At 59.1% G+C, this 14,274-nt stretch carries 19 protein-coding genes; 13 read left to right on the top strand and 6 right to left on the bottom strand.

Annotated elements, in window-relative coordinates; genetic code table 11:
- Both BLX42_RS02010 and BLX42_RS02005 read left to right on the top strand, forming a co-directional pair.
- Positions 1-1,183, top strand: a 1,183-nt coding sequence (locus tag BLX42_RS02010) for a DUF2875 family protein (protein WP_256671907.1), incomplete at its 5' end; no start/stop codon positions are given.
- Positions 1,180-1,449 (top strand): PAAR domain-containing protein, encoded by a 270-nt coding sequence (locus tag BLX42_RS02005; protein WP_161871034.1) that lies wholly within the window; start codon positions 1,180-1,182, stop codon positions 1,447-1,449. The genes BLX42_RS02010 and BLX42_RS02005, both read left to right, overlap by 4 nt.
- Positions 1,450-1,485: 36 nt before the next feature.
- Here BLX42_RS02005 and BLX42_RS02000 read toward each other — a convergent pair whose 3' ends face one another.
- Positions 1,486-2,397 carry a LysR family transcriptional regulator gene (locus BLX42_RS02000; protein WP_115274730.1) on the bottom strand — a complete coding sequence of 304 codons (912 nt, stop codon included), beginning with the start codon at positions 2,395-2,397 and terminating at the stop codon, positions 1,486-1,488.
- A gap of 184 nt (positions 2,398-2,581) precedes the next feature.
- Here BLX42_RS02000 and BLX42_RS01995 point away from each other — a divergent pair, with 184 nt between their 5' ends.
- The 8 genes from BLX42_RS01995 to BLX42_RS01965 all read left to right on the top strand — a co-directional run bounded on the left by BLX42_RS01995 (position 2,582) and on the right by BLX42_RS01965 (position 8,983).
- The gene (locus BLX42_RS01995) at positions 2,582-3,637 is read left to right on the top strand and encodes a tartrate dehydrogenase (RefSeq protein ID WP_161871033.1); all 1,056 of its coding nucleotides are present in this window, start codon (positions 2,582-2,584) and stop codon (positions 3,635-3,637) included.
- 98 nt (positions 3,638-3,735) lie between these two features.
- Positions 3,736-5,082, top strand: a complete 1,347-nt coding sequence (locus BLX42_RS01990; protein WP_161871032.1) for a dicarboxylate/amino acid:cation symporter — start codon at positions 3,736-3,738, stop codon at positions 5,080-5,082.
- A gap of 26 nt (positions 5,083-5,108) precedes the next feature.
- Positions 5,109-6,008 carry a L(+)-tartrate dehydratase subunit alpha gene (gene ttdA, locus BLX42_RS01985; protein ID WP_115274733.1) on the top strand — a complete coding sequence of 300 codons (900 nt, stop codon included), beginning with the start codon at positions 5,109-5,111 and terminating at the stop codon, positions 6,006-6,008.
- Positions 6,005-6,613: a L(+)-tartrate dehydratase subunit beta gene (gene ttdB / locus BLX42_RS01980; protein ID WP_115274734.1), complete on the top strand. Its 609-nt coding sequence runs from the start codon at positions 6,005-6,007 to the stop codon at positions 6,611-6,613. Before ttdA ends, ttdB begins: the two co-directional genes overlap by 4 nt.
- 262 nt (positions 6,614-6,875) lie before the next feature.
- On the top strand, positions 6,876-7,178 hold the full coding sequence (locus tag BLX42_RS26760; protein WP_256345856.1) for a hypothetical protein: 303 nt from the start codon (positions 6,876-6,878) through the stop codon (positions 7,176-7,178).
- 499 nt (positions 7,179-7,677) lie between these two features.
- Complete coding sequence (locus BLX42_RS01975) at positions 7,678-7,974, top strand: hypothetical protein (RefSeq protein WP_115274735.1); 297 nt, start codon at positions 7,678-7,680, stop codon at positions 7,972-7,974.
- Between the two features lie 237 nt (positions 7,975-8,211).
- Complete coding sequence (locus BLX42_RS01970) at positions 8,212-8,544, top strand: hypothetical protein (protein WP_080952109.1); 333 nt, start codon at positions 8,212-8,214, stop codon at positions 8,542-8,544.
- Between the two features lie 109 nt (positions 8,545-8,653).
- Positions 8,654-8,983 (top strand): hypothetical protein, encoded by a 330-nt coding sequence (locus BLX42_RS01965; RefSeq protein ID WP_371316878.1) that lies wholly within the window; start codon positions 8,654-8,656, stop codon positions 8,981-8,983.
- A gap of 33 nt (positions 8,984-9,016) precedes the next feature.
- Here the strand turns inward: BLX42_RS01965 and BLX42_RS01960 are convergent, their stop codons facing one another.
- Complete coding sequence (locus BLX42_RS01960; RefSeq protein ID WP_046786136.1) at positions 9,017-9,214, bottom strand: hypothetical protein; 198 nt, start codon at positions 9,212-9,214, stop codon at positions 9,017-9,019.
- 198 nt (positions 9,215-9,412) lie between these two features.
- Between BLX42_RS01960 and BLX42_RS01955 the strand changes: the two genes are divergently transcribed.
- Positions 9,413-10,201, top strand: a complete 789-nt coding sequence (locus BLX42_RS01955; protein ID WP_161871031.1) for a lipopolysaccharide biosynthesis protein — start codon at positions 9,413-9,415, stop codon at positions 10,199-10,201.
- A gap of 85 nt (positions 10,202-10,286) precedes the next feature.
- The gene (locus BLX42_RS01950) at positions 10,287-10,787 is read left to right on the top strand and encodes a methylated-DNA--[protein]-cysteine S-methyltransferase (protein ID WP_046786138.1); all 501 of its coding nucleotides are present in this window, start codon (positions 10,287-10,289) and stop codon (positions 10,785-10,787) included.
- A 40-nt stretch (positions 10,788-10,827) separates the two neighbouring features.
- On the opposite strand, the gene BLX42_RS01945 is transcribed toward BLX42_RS01950, so the two are convergent.
- Both BLX42_RS01945 and BLX42_RS01940 read right to left on the bottom strand, forming a co-directional pair.
- Positions 10,828-11,070 carry a hypothetical protein gene (locus BLX42_RS01945; RefSeq protein ID WP_161871030.1) on the bottom strand — a complete coding sequence of 81 codons (243 nt, stop codon included), beginning with the start codon at positions 11,068-11,070 and terminating at the stop codon, positions 10,828-10,830.
- Positions 11,067-11,810 carry a carbon-nitrogen hydrolase family protein gene (locus BLX42_RS01940; protein ID WP_161871029.1) on the bottom strand — a complete coding sequence of 248 codons (744 nt, stop codon included), beginning with the start codon at positions 11,808-11,810 and terminating at the stop codon, positions 11,067-11,069. Before BLX42_RS01940 ends, BLX42_RS01945 begins: the two co-directional genes overlap by 4 nt.
- Positions 11,811-12,051: 241 nt before the next feature.
- On the opposite strand from BLX42_RS01940, the gene BLX42_RS01935 reads away from it, so the two are divergent.
- Positions 12,052-12,744, top strand: a complete 693-nt coding sequence (locus BLX42_RS01935; protein ID WP_125924100.1) for a metallophosphoesterase — start codon at positions 12,052-12,054, stop codon at positions 12,742-12,744.
- On the opposite strand, the gene BLX42_RS01930 is transcribed toward BLX42_RS01935, so the two are convergent.
- Together BLX42_RS01930 and BLX42_RS01925 are read right to left on the bottom strand one after the other, a co-directional pair.
- The gene (locus tag BLX42_RS01930; protein WP_046786142.1) at positions 12,725-13,339 is read right to left on the bottom strand and encodes a LysE family translocator; all 615 of its coding nucleotides are present in this window, start codon (positions 13,337-13,339) and stop codon (positions 12,725-12,727) included. The two genes, BLX42_RS01935 and BLX42_RS01930, sit on opposite strands and share 20 nt — an antisense overlap.
- A 78-nt stretch (positions 13,340-13,417) precedes the next feature.
- The gene (locus BLX42_RS01925; protein WP_161871028.1) at positions 13,418-14,248 is read right to left on the bottom strand and encodes an AraC family transcriptional regulator; all 831 of its coding nucleotides are present in this window, start codon (positions 14,246-14,248) and stop codon (positions 13,418-13,420) included.
- Between the last annotated feature and the right edge of the window lie 26 nt (positions 14,249-14,274).

The following is a 14,274-nucleotide window of genomic DNA, read 5'->3' as shown; positions in this document are numbered from 1 at the left end:
CTTTCGCCCGCAGGGCGCCTTCGGCTGGTTCAGTTACACCACTTCCCGGGACACGATCCCCTACGACAGCGCATCTAGCGCAGCGAGCCTGATCAATTCAGGCCGAAATGCTGCAACCTTGGGCGTTACCCAGTTCCTGTGGCAAGACAACGAAAGCACGACGCATGCTCAAGGTATGATCGAGCGACTGTTCACGTTTTTTGACGATAATCCCAAGGTGCCACAAGCCTTGATCGCAAGCGAAGACGGTGACGTGACGCGAAATCTCTATCGCAAACCCGGCACACCGGGATTGCAAAATGGCCACGTAGTTCCGACGATCTACGAAAGCATGACTGGCCTGTTGGTCACGCGTTCGGACCGAGTGGATCGCTACATTCGCCCATTTGTCACCCATGGCGCAGAGGACAATCAGAACAAAAACTCTGACCTGGGCAAGCTGTGGGCGTTTTACTGGGACCGGGACAGGGCGTTTATAGACTGGTATGAAGCTGCCGAGCACGCTAAAGGCGTTAAATCCTCGCTAGCCCCGGGAACCATGTCCAGCGCCTACTGGCAATCGCAACTGCCCACCTTGTGGAAGACCATCGACAATCGTGGCCCAGGCCATTTCGAACCGTCGCCCTGGCTGCCCGTGCGTTGGGCCGAACACCAACTGAAAGAGTTCGACGCAGCGCCAGTGCTGGGCTACCTGCACCGTCCGATCAAGGTTTCCATGCAGGACGAGCACGGCAAGCGCCTCAAACCCGCGTTGCAGGCCAAGGCCTTGCAGGCAGGTTGGCTCAAGGCCCTCGACACGCTGCCCGATGGGCAAAAACCGGTGCGCGTGTTCTACGACACCACTAACAACGCTGAGGCAGAAATCGCCCTGACCAACGCCTTGCACAGCCTCAATACCGACGGCCAAGGCCTGGATGTGAGCAATGTCGACGAGGGCTATGACATCGGTCGACGCCTGGGCAATACCGGCGTCAGCAGCGCGCTGGTGGAAATCAACCTGGCCACCATCGCCAGCTACCACGACGGCGGTGCCAGTGCCGTGGTGTACGCCGGCAGCGACGGCAGCCTCACCGTGCAGATGATCAGCCCGCCAGATGAGGCACGCAAAGTGAAGAACCAGCGCAACCGTGGTGCTGACCCCTTCAAGTATGGCCTCCCAAGTGTCGGGCGACCCAAGGCATGAACCCTCCCATCTGCCTGGGCGACCCCACCAGCAGCGGGGGCAGCGTGCTGTCATGCCAACTGGCTGGCACCCACACCGTCAACGGTAAAACGCCAGCGGTGCTGGGCGACAAGGCCAGTTGCCCGCTTCACAAAGGGGTTTTTGCGTTTATCGAGGGGCATCCAAGCCGACGCATGAACGGTAAGCCGGTGGTGCTGCAGGGCCATCGGCTGGCATGCGGGTGTCACGGCGTGGTCAGCCATGCGCTGACTGTGAGCGTCGAGTAGTCACGGGTTTCAGACCGCCCAACCTCAAACTGCCATTCACTCGGCATCTTCCACATGATCAATATGAGCGAAGCGCTCCACGAGAAAGTCGATAAGGCTGCGCAACCGCGCTGACAGGTGTAGCTGCTGAGGATAAACCGCATAGACATCCGCCCGGGTTGGTGTTTCGTCTTCCAGCACCAGGCGCAACCGGCCGCTGCGTACATAGCGGGCTATATCCCATTCGGCGCGCATCAGTATCCCGTAACCTTCCAACGCCCAGTTCAGGGCCACCTCCCCGTCATTGCAGCCCAGGGCACCGCGGACCTTGATGTTCTGCGTACGGCTGCCAGTGGTGAAACTCCATACGCCATAAGGCGTTTCGTTCTGCCGGATGAAGATGCAGTTGTGCTGTTGCAAATCAGACAGGCGCATCGGCGTGCCGTGCTTTTCCAGATAAAGCGGCGAGGCGCACACCAGTCGGCGATTGGAGGCGATCTTGCGGGCGTGGAATGCGGCATCCGGCAGTGTACCGAAGCGGATCCCGAGGTCAAAACCGTGGGTTGCCAGATCCAAGGGATGGTCGGTGATTTCCAGCTGAATTTCCACCTCCGGATAACGGCTGAAGAACGCTGCCAAGGCCGGCCCGATATGCCGTCGACCAAAGCCGAGGGAGGCGTTCACGCGGATAAGGCCTTTGGGCGTCGCGCGGCTACTGACGACCATCTGCTCTACCTCATTGATTTGCGTGAGGATGCGCGCAGCGTGAGAAAAGTAAAGCTCGCCCTCCGAGGTCAGGCTCATCGAGCGGGTGGTGCGGTTGACCAGGCGAACACCAAACCGTGCCTCCAGCGCTGCCAGGCGTTTGCTCACTGCCGGGGGGGTTACGCCGAGTTCGCGTGCCGTGGCCGCGAGGCTGCCCTGGGTGGCGAGCAGGTGGAAAAACGAAAGGTCAAATGTCTGATTCATGGCTGGCTCGAAGCGACGATGGGCTCGTACAGAATGTGCCCCATGATTGATAACCTCAAGTAACTTTTGAAGTTATTTTGAGTAGCTTATTTCCTTGGAATTTCTGCTTACACTCTGCCCACATCCTGTCGCCTTGGTGTGATCGGCAGGGAAAACAAGAATATCCAAATGAAGGTGTCTACTCATGCATGCGTACAACATTGCAGCTGTCCCAGGCGATGGAATTGGTATTGAGGTTATTGCCGCAGGCGTTGAAGTACTGAAAGCGCTGTCAAGAAAATGTGGGTTCGAAATCTCCTTCAAAGACTTCGATTGGAGCTCGGAGAGCTACCTGAAGAATGGCCATTACATCCCTGAGGGTGGGCTGGAGGAGTTGAAAACCTTCGACGCTATTTTCTTCGGTGCCGTGGGTGCCCTGAATGTACCGGACCATATTTCCCTATGGGGCCTGCGTCTGCCGATTTGCCAGGGTTTAGACCAGTTCGCCAACGTGCGTCCGGCTCGTGTACTGCCGGGCGTGAAAAGCCCGTTGCATAACGGCGACCAGATCGACTGGGTCGTCGTGCGTGAGAACTCAGAGGGTGAGTACTCCGGTAATGGTGGCCGCGTGCACCGCGGCCTGCCAGAAGAAGTGGCTACCGAGGTATCGGTATTTACCCGTGCCGGTGTCGAGCGCATTCACCGCTTTGCCTTCCAGCTGGCACAGAGTCGCCCACGCAAGCAACTGACCATGGTGACCAAGTCCAACGCTCAGCGTCATGGCATGGTGCTGTGGGACGAGATCTTCTACGAAGTCGCCAAGGACTTCCCGGATGTGAAGATCGACAAGGAACTGGTTGACGCAGTGACCACGCGCATGGTCCTAAAACCGTCCACACTGGACGTGATTGTCGCCACCAACCTGCACGCCGACATATTGTCCGACCTGGCCGCCGCGTTGTCTGGCAGCTTGGGCATCGCACCGACCGCCAACCTCAACCCGTCGCGTCAATTCCCTTCGATGTTCGAACCTATCCATGGTTCTGCCTTCGACATCACCGGCAAAGGCGTAGCCAACCCGATTGCGACCCTCTGGACTGCGGCATTGATGCTTGAGCACCTGGGTGAGGGGGCTGCCGCCAGGCAGTTGATGTCGGCCATCGAAGCAGTCACCGAAAGTGGCCTGCACACCCCTGATCTGGGCGGCACAGCGACTACTCGCCAGATCACCGATGCGGTCATCGCGCTGATTGATCGCTGATTGAACAGAACCGTAATTTAGACAATGCGCCGAGAGACGGGTCGTTGATCTGTCTTCTCGGTATTACCTGACAAGAATAAAAATTCAGGGGTCCTGTCATGAAAAGCATTCTGGGTAAGTTATATGTCCAAGTACTGATCGGGGTGGCCACCGGTGTATTGCTAGGTGTTTTTTGGCCGGATATCGGCACTGACCTGAAACCGCTTGGCGATGCGTTCATCAAGCTGATCAAGATGGTATTCGCACCCATCATTTTCGCCACGGTGGTGTTGGGCATCGCCAAGATGGAGAACATGAAGGAGCTCGGCCGTGTGGGCGCTCGAGCGCTCATCTACTTTGAAGTGCTTTCTACATTCGCCCTGATCCTGGGCCTGCTGGTTGTCAACTTCGTCAAGCCAGGCGCCGGAATGAACATTGATGCGGCGCACCTCGACGCCTCCAGCATCGCTACCTACACCTCGGCTGCACAGGGTGGCGACGGTATCACTGAGTTCTTGATGAAAATCATCCCGGCCAGTATCACCGATGCGTTTGCACAGAATCAGATTTTACCGATTCTGCTGTTCTCTACCTTGTTCGGTATCGCGTTGGCGCATCTGGGGCCGCGTGGCAAACCCATGGTCGATGTGCTGGAGTCTTTCTCCCACGGCATGTTCTACATTGTCGGCATGATCATGCGGCTTGCACCGCTGGCGGCGTTTGGCGCCATGGCTTTCACCATTGGCAAGTACGGTCTGGGTTCGATCGTATCGCTTGGCAAGTTGGTGGCGACTATGTATGTCACCTGTTTCCTGTTTGTCGTGGTCGTGCTCGGTTTCATCGCTCGCTTGTCCGGCTTCAGCCTGTGGAAGTTTCTCAAGTACCTAAAGGAAGAACTGTTCACTGTCCTGGGTACCAGTTCTTCAGAGTCGGTCGTGCCGCAACTGATGAACAAACTTGAAAAGGCAGGGGTGTCCAAGCCGGTAGTCGGCCTGGTGATTCCGTCCGGGCTGACGTTCAACCCCGATGGTCAGTGCATCTACTACACCATGGCAGCCATCTTCATCGCCCAAGCTACCAACACGCCTCTGACCCTAATGGACCAATTGATCGTGCTGGGCGTGTTGTTGCTGACTTCCAAGGGCTCCGCGGGTGTCACCGGGTCCGGTTTCATCACACTGGCAGCCACCCTGGCGACGATGGACAAGATTCCGGTAGCCGGCATGGTGCTGCTGCTCGGGGTGGATCGTTTCATGTCCGAAGCCCGCGCTATCACCAATACGATCGGAAATGCAGTTGGCACCATGGCGATCGCCAAATGGGTCGGAGCACTCGATAAAAAGCAAATGGACTTGGCCCTGAATACTCAGCCAGCTGCGGCGCCAGACTCGACTGAGCAACAATCAGGTGCATCGAATCGAGCAGTGCAAACACCAATAGCTGGCCTTTTGAGCCCGCACGAATAGCCCAGTGATGCTGTGAGGAGAAAATGATGGATAAAGAGTCAGCTGTACTATCGCTTACCGAGACGATGGCGAAGTTTACCGCCTATATCGGCAAACGCCTGCCAACCGACGTGAAGAAAAAAACCGCGCAATTGCGGGCCGCGGAAACCAACCCGCTCGCCATTGCTGTCTATGACTCAATGGCTGAGAACCAGGACTACGCCGACAAACTCGACCGCCCGAGCTGCCAGGACACCGGCGTGATCCAGTACTTCATCTCGGCAGGCGCGAGCTTCCCCTTGCTCAGCGAGCTTGAGGGCATCCTCGAGAACGCCACCAAGGAAGCCACTATCAAGGGCCCGCTGCGTCACAACGCGGTAGAGACCTTTATCGAAAAGAATACGGGTACCAATACCGGTTCGAAAATTCCATGGCTGGATTGGGAGATCATCCCCAACGCCGATTATGCAATCGTGGACGTGTACATGGCCGGTGGCGGTTGCACGCTGCCTGGTTCGGCCAAAGTGTTGATGCCGGGTCAAGGATATGAAGGCGTCACCGAATTTGTCTTTGATGTGATCACCTCGCGGGGCATCAACGCGTGCCCGCCGTTGCTGGTTGGCGTCGGCGTGTCAACATCAGTGGAAACCGCTGCGCGTCTGTCCAAGCGGGCAATCCTGCGCCCGGTGGACTCCAGCCACCCCAATGAAAGTGCGGCCTTGATGGAGCAGTTGCTTGAAGAGGGCCTCAACGAGATTGGTATCGGTCCGCAAGGGTTGACCGGCAATAGCAGCGTCATGGGCGTGAACATCGAATCGTCCGCTCGCCACCCATCAACCATTGGCGTGGCCGTGTCCACTGGTTGCTGGGCACACCGGCGCGGCAAGATCCGTATCAACGCCGACCTGTCTTACGACATTCTGTCCCACGAAGGAGTTGTTCTGTGAAAAAGATCCTCAGCACCCCGATCAAGGACGAAGATCTCGCAGACCTTAACGTTGGTGATGTGATTTACCTGACAGGGCAGTTGGTCACCTGTCGCGACGTGGCACACCGTCGCCTGATCGAGCTCAAGCGTGAACTGCCGGTCGACTTGCGCGGTGGGGCCATATTTCATGCTGGCCCGATCGTGCGCGAGAAAGACGATGGCACCTTCGAGATGGTTTCCATCGGCCCGACCACCAGCATGCGGATGGAAAAGTTCGAGAAGGAATTCATTGAGCAGACTGGCGTAAAGCTGATCGTCGGCAAGGGCGGCATGGGCCCCGAAACAACCACTGGGTGCCTGGAAAACAAGGCTGTGCATGCGGTGTTCCCCGGCGGTTGTGCAGTACTCGCCGCAACCCAGGTGGAAGAGATCGAGCGGGCTGAGTGGCAAGATTTGGGAATGCCCGAAACGCTTTGGGTCAATCGCGTGCGGGAGTTTGGCCCGTTGATTATCTCCATCGATACCAAGGGTAATAACCTGTTCGAGCAAAACAAGCTGCGCTTCAACGAGCGCAAAGGCTCGGTGATCGAAAAAATCAACTCACAGGTTCGCTTTATCAAATGATGGAGAAGGTTGGCCACGGCGCTTAGCTGTGGTCGTTCCTGTCCGTCGCAGCGAACCACCAGAATTTTTCCCTGCAAAGCCCTCGGCGATCATCAAGCTGCCGCGCCCAGCCTGAAGTTGTACAAATCCTTGATTTTGTAACGGTTATTTAACCGGTGGTCCGATTCAGCCCACAGTTGCGCGTGTACCGGTTGTGCGGTCGTACCGCTTCGCTATGGTGGTATTTGGCCATTCCAAATAGACATCAGTCGGAGGAGGCGGCATGCGAATTCGCGGAGAAACTTATTGGCTGTGGGCGGACCCGACCCTGCATCACCGGGAGCACGATGAGGCTCTTTATAACGGCACGGTTATCGATGTTCAGGTGAGGCTGTCGCGCACAGGCGCTACGCAGATGTTCATCGGCGTCTATGCGGCCGCTGGTACCGCGCTTCACGAGGAGGCTTTCGACTCGAGGCCCGGCGAGTCGATGACCAGAGCGCTGGCGTGGGGCGTGGGGCGTGCACGCCGAATTGCCACCGAGGGTCTGGCTGCTATGGGTAGGCCCGCAACCTGCTTGAAATAGCAAGGATTGCGCAGGAGTACAGATGTACTCTGACGCGCTGGTCCGGCTTCACTGGGGCAGGTAACTTGACGAGGACAACGGAACGCACGCGTGAACGCACCAGTCGTATTTGCAGCAAAGGTGCAATCAGGGCGCCCCGTTGGAGAATCAGATGAACCTTCAGTCCACCAGTCATGATCTTTATGTGCATTCGTACCTTGGTTACCAGGCATCCATTTACGTTCTGTGGGAGTCGTGCACTGACTCACCGACCGGAATGCTGGTGGAGGTCGGCCGGCCCGGCAGCGTCTCGAGAACGCTGCGAGTGAGTCGGGCATTTTCGTCCTCGACGGAGGCCATACTCGAAGGCAAAGTGATGGCTGAGCAGTATGTGCAGAGCCAGGCGGGCAGAGCATGATGCTCACCGCTCGATGCGAAAACGTTTCTGGCCGACAATGGTCCGGTTCCAGGGCCTTCGTCTATCACTGTATATAAGGGTTAACCGGATCAGGAGGTTTGAATGAAGCGGCGAGTGCTGGGCGTTGTTCTGATTTCTGTTGCAGGGATGGCCAACGCAGGCATCCCACTGGTGAATGCCACATGCCCGGGCGGAATCGAAGTGCACGCGGATGAAGGCGGCCCTGTCTACATAAATGCCAAGGAGGCAAAACTGAAGAAATTCAGTGACGCGTACTACGAAGCCAAGGGCGATGGGGTTACCGTCTCTATCATGGTCAACCCGGATGAGTCTGTGGGGGTCTCGTACACCGGCAAGGGGCGTGCAAATGGCGTTTGTGAGGTGGCCGAGCAAGATTGAGCGGTGCTAATGGCAAAGCGGCATGGCGTGTTCCCGTCAGCTTGCAAATAGGGTAGGGCGCTGCCACATCCCCTATAGCGAAGAAGAATATTGCTCGTTTATGACTGAGGGTTAATATGGGATTGGCCAAAAAAACGAAAAAGGGCGTTGCTCGTTAGCTATTTTCAAAGGGTTGTTGAAGGGGGCGCCGGAGTGTGTCGCGTGAAGAACTCTAGATCGCTCGCAAGCGCAATACTGATGTCAGCGTTGGCTGCAACTTTTATGACGGGGTGTGCACAGAACCCCGATGTTCGGGATGGGCATGATCATACCTCCGGTATCACCGAGAAGAGCCCGCCGGATTATCTAGGGTGCGTCAAGGAAGAGATGCATGGGAGTGCAACCACCTATGAGGTGGGTAGTGGTGATTCGGTGCGTCTGTTCGTCGACAGTACTGACCCCAACACAGCCAATGGCCTTGTAGAGTTGCGCAGCTACGGCACGCGTCAGCAGTTCATGGCCTATCAGCGCGATGCCTGGTATGACCACGGGCGGCTGCTCGATGCAGCCCTCATGTGTTCGAAGGCCTAGCCAGCCCGCGGCAAAACCTGAGTACAAAAGCCCGCGCCCCAGATGCGCGGGCTTTTTGTCATGCAAAACCATGGTTAAAATGCATCCTGTCCACTTGAGTCAAATGCAAATGCCTAACTTTCGCATCTCTTTTTGCTACGCACTGGTCGTCACCCTGGCCGGTTGTGCAAACCCAGGAAAGCCAACAGCCAGCAAGCTGACCCGCAAATCGCCAGAAGTCTATGCCGCCTGTGTATTGCCCAAGTGGCAAGCGTTGGCGCCACTCACGACGCAAAAATCCATTTCACATGGCTACCGCCTGACCGCACCCAGCGCAGTGACCTCTGATGAAGTCCTGGAAGTGTTGGAGTCCGGTGAGGGCAGCCGGGCGACTTTCTACAAAGGCAGTTTCCTCTCGGGCAACAAGCTGCGGCTGGCGGCCCGGGAATGCCTGGATTGAGGTGATGCCTGCCCCCTGGCAGTCCCATGGCTTCTACGCTTTCAGGTTCATCTGACGGCATTGCACCTGCGCATCTTCTTTGCAGGAGTAACTGGGCTTGAGACGCTCCTTTGCTTGATTGTCGTAGATGTCGTAGCCGCCGCAGACGGTAGCTGCGTAATAGCGACCAGCGACGCGGAAGGATTCCCTTTCGATAGGCACTGCGGGAACGATAACGAATCTTGGTTGCATTGTTCGTGCCTCCCCAGGCAGAGAGTTAAGTATTAGTACCGCCAGGGGTAACCGGCAAGGCGACTCATGCATAAAAGAGAGTCGTCGCGTGAAACGAACGGCAAGACGTTGGTCAGATTGTGTAAGGGCTTTGTAAAAGGGATCGTTCGGTGTCCGAGGGGTATTGTGTTTTAGGTACTCCAAACCGATGATGGCGCGATGAATATATCTCCGTCACAGCTCGATGCCGAGCGCGGCGCGTTCTCAGGTTTCGAGGCGTGCCGAAACACCCAGAAAGGGCCGGTGGTGATTCTTGCGTCGGGCGCTTCTGCCAAACAGTTCCCCTTGCTTGAATTTTCACACCTCCCTGTGATTGCCATGAATGGTTCGGTTTCCCTCACCGCTGCGTGTGCCGTGAAGCCGTTCTTTTACATCTGCACCGACAAAAGCTTTCGCACACAGCAGCCAGAGCTGTTTGCCTTGGCGTTGCGCGATAGCCAGCGCTTGGCACTGTGGCCAGAGCATTTCGTCGGCGCTGACATCCCGCCCGACACCGAGTGTTATCCGCTGCATAAAGCCGACAACCCCGGCATGCTCGACGGGTTGCGGGGGCACGGCGCAACCCATGTCTGCAGCAGGGCGTTGTGGAGCAAGCGGGCGCGGTCGATCGCCTTCAGCAAAGACCTCTCAAGTGGCTACTTCGATGCCCGGACAGTGGTTTATGTCGCCCTGCAACTGGCGTATCACCTGGGGTTCGAGCAGGTGTTGCTGGTGGGTGTTGACCTGGACCAGTCATTAGGGCGCTTTTACGAGAACGGTGAGGGGCAGCATTCCCCCTGTGGGCTCGACCAGCACTGGGAGAGCCGCATACTGCCGTCGCTGACGCTGATGGCCGAGCAGGTTGTCAGCGAGCGATTCCGGGTCTACAACCTGTCCGAGGTTTCTCGCATACCTGCGGCGTTGATCCCCAAAATCGACCTGGCCCAAGCCCGCCGCATCGCGAGCTGATTGATTGCCTGAGCAAGAAAGCGGATGCGCGAGGTGTGGGCCGGCGCTACAGTGCCCGGACCTAGCCCTGCAGTGAGAAACAAGCATGTCCAGCGCCTTCACCCTGATGCAGTCCCCGGTCGGCACCTTGACCCTGGTGGCCCGCGGCGAGCGCCTGGCCGCCGTGCTGTGGGAAGAGGAGCGGGAAAACCGCGTTCGCCTGGGTGAGGTGCATCGGGATGATGAGCAGCCAATACTGCGCGAAGCCGCTCGCCAGTTGGAAGAGTACTTTGCCGGCAAGCGCCAACGGTTCGAGTTGGCACTGGATTTTGCCGGCACCGCGTTTCAGCGCCAGGTGTGGGCGGCGTTGCTCACCATTCCGTTCGGCCAGACCCGAAGCTACAGCGATATCGCCCGGCAGATCGGTAACCCGAGCGCCGTACGCGCGGTCGGTGCGGCCAACGGCCGTAATCCGATCTCGATCATTGCCCCGTGCCACCGCGTGATTGGCGCATCCGGGAGCCTGACCGGCTTTGCCGGGGGGATGCCGGCCAAGCAGTACCTCTTGGCGCTTGAGGGGCAACAAAGCCTGACTTTGGACCTTTAGCCATGCATTGTCCGCAAAGGTCGCGACTGAATCTGAAAACTCAACTGATCCAATACACGACCAGGCACGCCACCACCGCCAGCGTCGAGCCCGCCATCAGCGTGTACTGCCGATGCGCCCGGCGGGCCTGTGGCCTTACTTCGCGCAGGTACTGCCCGGGCGGTGGCGCATCCGGGCGATGGCGCAACCCCTCGGCCAGCTCATTCAGCTGGCTGTTGATCAATAGCCCCACCAGATGATAGGTGCTGGCAAAGCTGGCCACTATCAAAAGCAGATACTTCATGCAGAAGGCATGCTCAGCGGTACGCCGATGGCGCTGGAGTTCGCGGTATCCAGCAAGATGATGCCTTCCTGGCGGCCGTCCAGCGCCGCCAGCAGGTTGCCCTGGCTGTCCCAGGCCGCCGAGCCGCCGGCACCCACGAAGTTGTCGGCCGGGCCCACACAGTTGGCCATCAATACCGGGATACCCAAAGTGCGAGCGACTTGCGGGTAGTGCTCATTGCCTTCACGGATGCCCTTCGCCGTCTTCGCCACGCTCACCAGGTACAGCTCTGCGCCCCTGTCGCGGGCTTGTGCTGCATGCGCGAAGAACATCGACTCGTAACAGATGGCGGGTGCTATCTGCAGTTGCCCTGCGGTGAAAACCAAGGGCTGGTCACCGGCCGAAAAAAACGCCAGCTCGTCCTCGTGCAGCCGTTGTTTGGCGTAGGCCAGCCGCGGCTGGCCGGGGCGCAGGATCGGCATTGCGATCTGAATGCCATCTGCGGTGGGCAGTGGCAGGCCCACGGCTACGCAGATTTCCAGGCGGTCGCAGATTCGCTGCAGCGGATCGAGCCGGGCAGAGGTGAGCGGCAAGGCCGCCTGCCTTGCCAGGGTAGGCTCGTAACCGGTCAGCGACAGCTCGGGGAACACCACCAGTTCGGCGCCCAGGTCTGCGGCCAGCTCTATGCAGTGCAGGTGGCGGTCGAGATTGACTTGTAGTTCGCCTTTGACTGATGCCAGCTGTACGGCACAGAGTTTCATGGGTAATTCCCTTCCCTGGTACAGATCGAAAGGCCGAGCATACTATCGGCAGGATCACCTGTTCCAGTGAAGGGTATTTCAGGAGGCCGCGGGCGTGGCGAAACATTGGCGAAACCAGTTCGAACTGCGCAGGTGCTGTGCCTTGTGCCATGCTGTTGGTTGATAGGGCCATGAGCACGTCATGCACGAGAGCGGTAGCCATCATCCGCTCCCCAACGTGCGGCAACAGAGGAACAATGCAATGAGCCGGTTTCGGCGGGTAGCCGCCAACAGCCACGGGCGTGACCTGGCTGTTGGCGATATTCACGGGCATTTTCGGCGCCTGGAGCAGTGCCTGGAGGCGGTGGGGTTCGACCCAGCGGTGGATCGGCTATTCAGTGTTGGTGACCTGGTCGACCGCGGCCCGCACAGTATCGAGGCCCTGACGTGGCTGACCAAGCCTTGGTTCCATGCCGTGCAGGGCAACCATGAGTCGCTGGCCATCACCTGCCTGTACGGTGGGCGGCTGGATCTGGACATGTATCGGGCAGCGGGCGGCGGCTGGTTTCTCGATCTGCCAAAGGATGAGCAGGCGGTTTTCGTCGAACACTTCCTGCAGCTGCCGATAGCCATGGAAGTACAGACAGAGGCCGGGTTGATTGGCGTGCTGCATGCCGACACCCCGTTTGCAGACTGGGCCGAGCTGCGCGCCAGTCTGCTGGAGGATGATGACCCGGGGGTGCGTGAAGTCTGCCAATGGTCGCGCCGGCGGCTCAAAGAAGGGGATACCGGCGCCGTCGAAGGCGTGCGTGCCCTGCTGGTGGGCCATACGCCGGTGCTCCAGGCCAAACGGTTGGGTAACGTCTGGCACCTGGACACCGGTGGTTGGGCAAGTGGCCATTTCAGCCTGATGGACTTGGCCAGCCTGGTGCTGCTCAACCCTGCACCAGGCTGAAAAGCAATGCACCTGCCAGTGCAATCAGCATCATCCCTGAGGCCCGCTCCAGCCAGGGCAGGGCATGAGAAAAGCGCCGTAGCAGGCGCTTGTTGCCGATGGCCGCTGCCACCAGCAAATCCCACAGCAGAACGATGGTGAACATCCAGGCGCCATAGGCCCACTTCCAGGCAGCACCGCTGTTGGCGACCATGCTGGCGAGGCTGGCGTAGAACAGTGCGTTCTTGGGGTTGAGACCGCCTGATACCAGGCCCATGCCCAGCCCTCGCCACCAGCCGCTCACTGCCCCTAGGGTATCCACCGCAGCCAGGCCGGACTGCCCGGCATGGCGCAGGAACAGCGCGCCTATATAAAGCAGGTAAACCGCGCCGGCCAACTGCAAGGCGATGAACACCGGGCTGCCTTCTTGCAGTACCGCCAGGCCCGCGAAGGCCAGGCTGATGAACAGGCCATTGGCCAGAGCGATGCCCAGGCAGGTGCCACTGGCGACGCGCCAACCGGCGCTGATCGAGGTACGAGCGACCAGGAAGAAGTCCGGGCCTGGGGAAAGCAGGGCCAGGAAGTGGGCGAGGGCGACGATCAGAAACTGCTCCATGGTGCGGGCTATCTCGAGTGATAAAGCCGCAGTGTGGAGGCGGGGCAGGACCAGGTATTGAAGATTATTGCGGGTTGCTTAGGGCCTCTGATCCAGACGCAGCCGATATTGCCCCGGCGTCACGCCCACATGCGCCTTGAATACCCGCTGAAAATGGCTCTGATCGGCAAACCCCAGTCGATAGGCCACCTCGGCCAGCGCCAGCCCGTCGCGCAGCAGCCGCCGGCCCCGGTTGATGCGGGCATTGATCAGGTAGGCATGCGGCGTCAGCCCGGTGGCCGCGCGGAACGCACGGATCAACTGATAACGGCCAAGCCCTGCTTGCCGGGCAAGCACTTCAAGACTCAAGCGGGCCGGGTCTTGAGCTTCGATGCACTCGATCAGGCCACGCAGGGCCGGCATGCCCAATGCTGGCGCTGGCGCAGCCGCCAGGTGAGGATGCTGGGCAAAATCATGATCACCCATGAAGGCGATCAGTGCGGCTTCCTTTTCGCCGCTGCTCGCACCCGAGAACAGCAATTCATTCAACCCGCAGAACTCGCGGTACAACGCAGGCAGCCGGCTGATGCGCGCCGGCGCCCCCGGCCCGGCCGCGTCGAGCCCCGACTCCAGGCGCAGCTGCGCAAGCCACTGGGCCTCGACATGCAGCATCTGGTAGCTCCATGCCTGGCCGGGCTCGGGGTTGCAGGCATGCACCCGCTGCGCCGGCACCAACACCAGCGTGCCTGGGGTCAGCCGCTGCTGCCCATCACCTGCGCCAGTGAAGACGCTGCACCCCGCATCCACCGCGCCGATGGAGAATGTCGGGTGGCTATGAGCCTTGTAACAGGCGCGGCTGTGGCAGGCCCGGCGGCTTTCCACCCAGGGCAGGGCCGGATCGCGCCAGAGTGAGGAGCGGGTAGGGTGCATGCTGGAGCCCTCGTTGAGGCTGGCAG

The organism is Pseudomonas sp. SG-MS2, assembly GCF_009933855.1.
In the GTDB taxonomy this organism is placed as follows: domain Bacteria; phylum Pseudomonadota; class Gammaproteobacteria; order Pseudomonadales; family Pseudomonadaceae; genus Aquipseudomonas; species Aquipseudomonas putida_E.
The sequence above is the reverse complement of the archived record's forward strand: the minus strand, read 5'-3'. Positions and strand labels throughout refer to the sequence as shown.

Coding starts and splice junctions, on each gene's coding strand:
- BLX42_RS02005 (WP_161871034.1), top strand. CDS start 1,180: ATGAACCCTCCCATCTGCCTGGGCGACCCCACCAGCAGCGGGGGCAGC.
- BLX42_RS01930 (WP_046786142.1), bottom strand. CDS start 13,339: ATGGAGCAGTTTCTGATCGTCGCCCTCGCCCACTTCCTGGCCCTGCTT.
- BLX42_RS01990 (WP_161871032.1), top strand. CDS start 3,736: ATGAAAAGCATTCTGGGTAAGTTATATGTCCAAGTACTGATCGGGGTG.
- BLX42_RS01970 (WP_080952109.1), top strand. CDS start 8,212: ATGTCAGCGTTGGCTGCAACTTTTATGACGGGGTGTGCACAGAACCCC.
- BLX42_RS01950 (WP_046786138.1), top strand. CDS start 10,287: ATGTCCAGCGCCTTCACCCTGATGCAGTCCCCGGTCGGCACCTTGACC.
- BLX42_RS01995 (WP_161871033.1), top strand. CDS start 2,582: ATGCATGCGTACAACATTGCAGCTGTCCCAGGCGATGGAATTGGTATT.
- BLX42_RS01945 (WP_161871030.1), bottom strand. CDS start 11,070: ATGAAGTATCTGCTTTTGATAGTGGCCAGCTTTGCCAGCACCTATCAT.
- BLX42_RS01940 (WP_161871029.1), bottom strand. CDS start 11,810: ATGAAACTCTGTGCCGTACAGCTGGCATCAGTCAAAGGCGAACTACAA.
- ttdA (WP_115274733.1), top strand. CDS start 5,109: ATGGATAAAGAGTCAGCTGTACTATCGCTTACCGAGACGATGGCGAAG.
- BLX42_RS26760 (WP_256345856.1), top strand. CDS start 6,876: ATGCGAATTCGCGGAGAAACTTATTGGCTGTGGGCGGACCCGACCCTG.
- BLX42_RS01925 (WP_161871028.1), bottom strand. CDS start 14,248: ATGCACCCTACCCGCTCCTCACTCTGGCGCGATCCGGCCCTGCCCTGG.
- BLX42_RS01965 (WP_371316878.1), top strand. CDS start 8,654: ATGCCTAACTTTCGCATCTCTTTTTGCTACGCACTGGTCGTCACCCTG.
- BLX42_RS01960 (WP_046786136.1), bottom strand. CDS start 9,214: ATGCAACCAAGATTCGTTATCGTTCCCGCAGTGCCTATCGAAAGGGAA.
- BLX42_RS02000 (WP_115274730.1), bottom strand. CDS start 2,397: ATGAATCAGACATTTGACCTTTCGTTTTTCCACCTGCTCGCCACCCAG.
- BLX42_RS01935 (WP_125924100.1), top strand. CDS start 12,052: ATGAGCCGGTTTCGGCGGGTAGCCGCCAACAGCCACGGGCGTGACCTG.
- BLX42_RS01955 (WP_161871031.1), top strand. CDS start 9,413: ATGAATATATCTCCGTCACAGCTCGATGCCGAGCGCGGCGCGTTCTCA.
- BLX42_RS01975 (WP_115274735.1), top strand. CDS start 7,678: ATGAAGCGGCGAGTGCTGGGCGTTGTTCTGATTTCTGTTGCAGGGATG.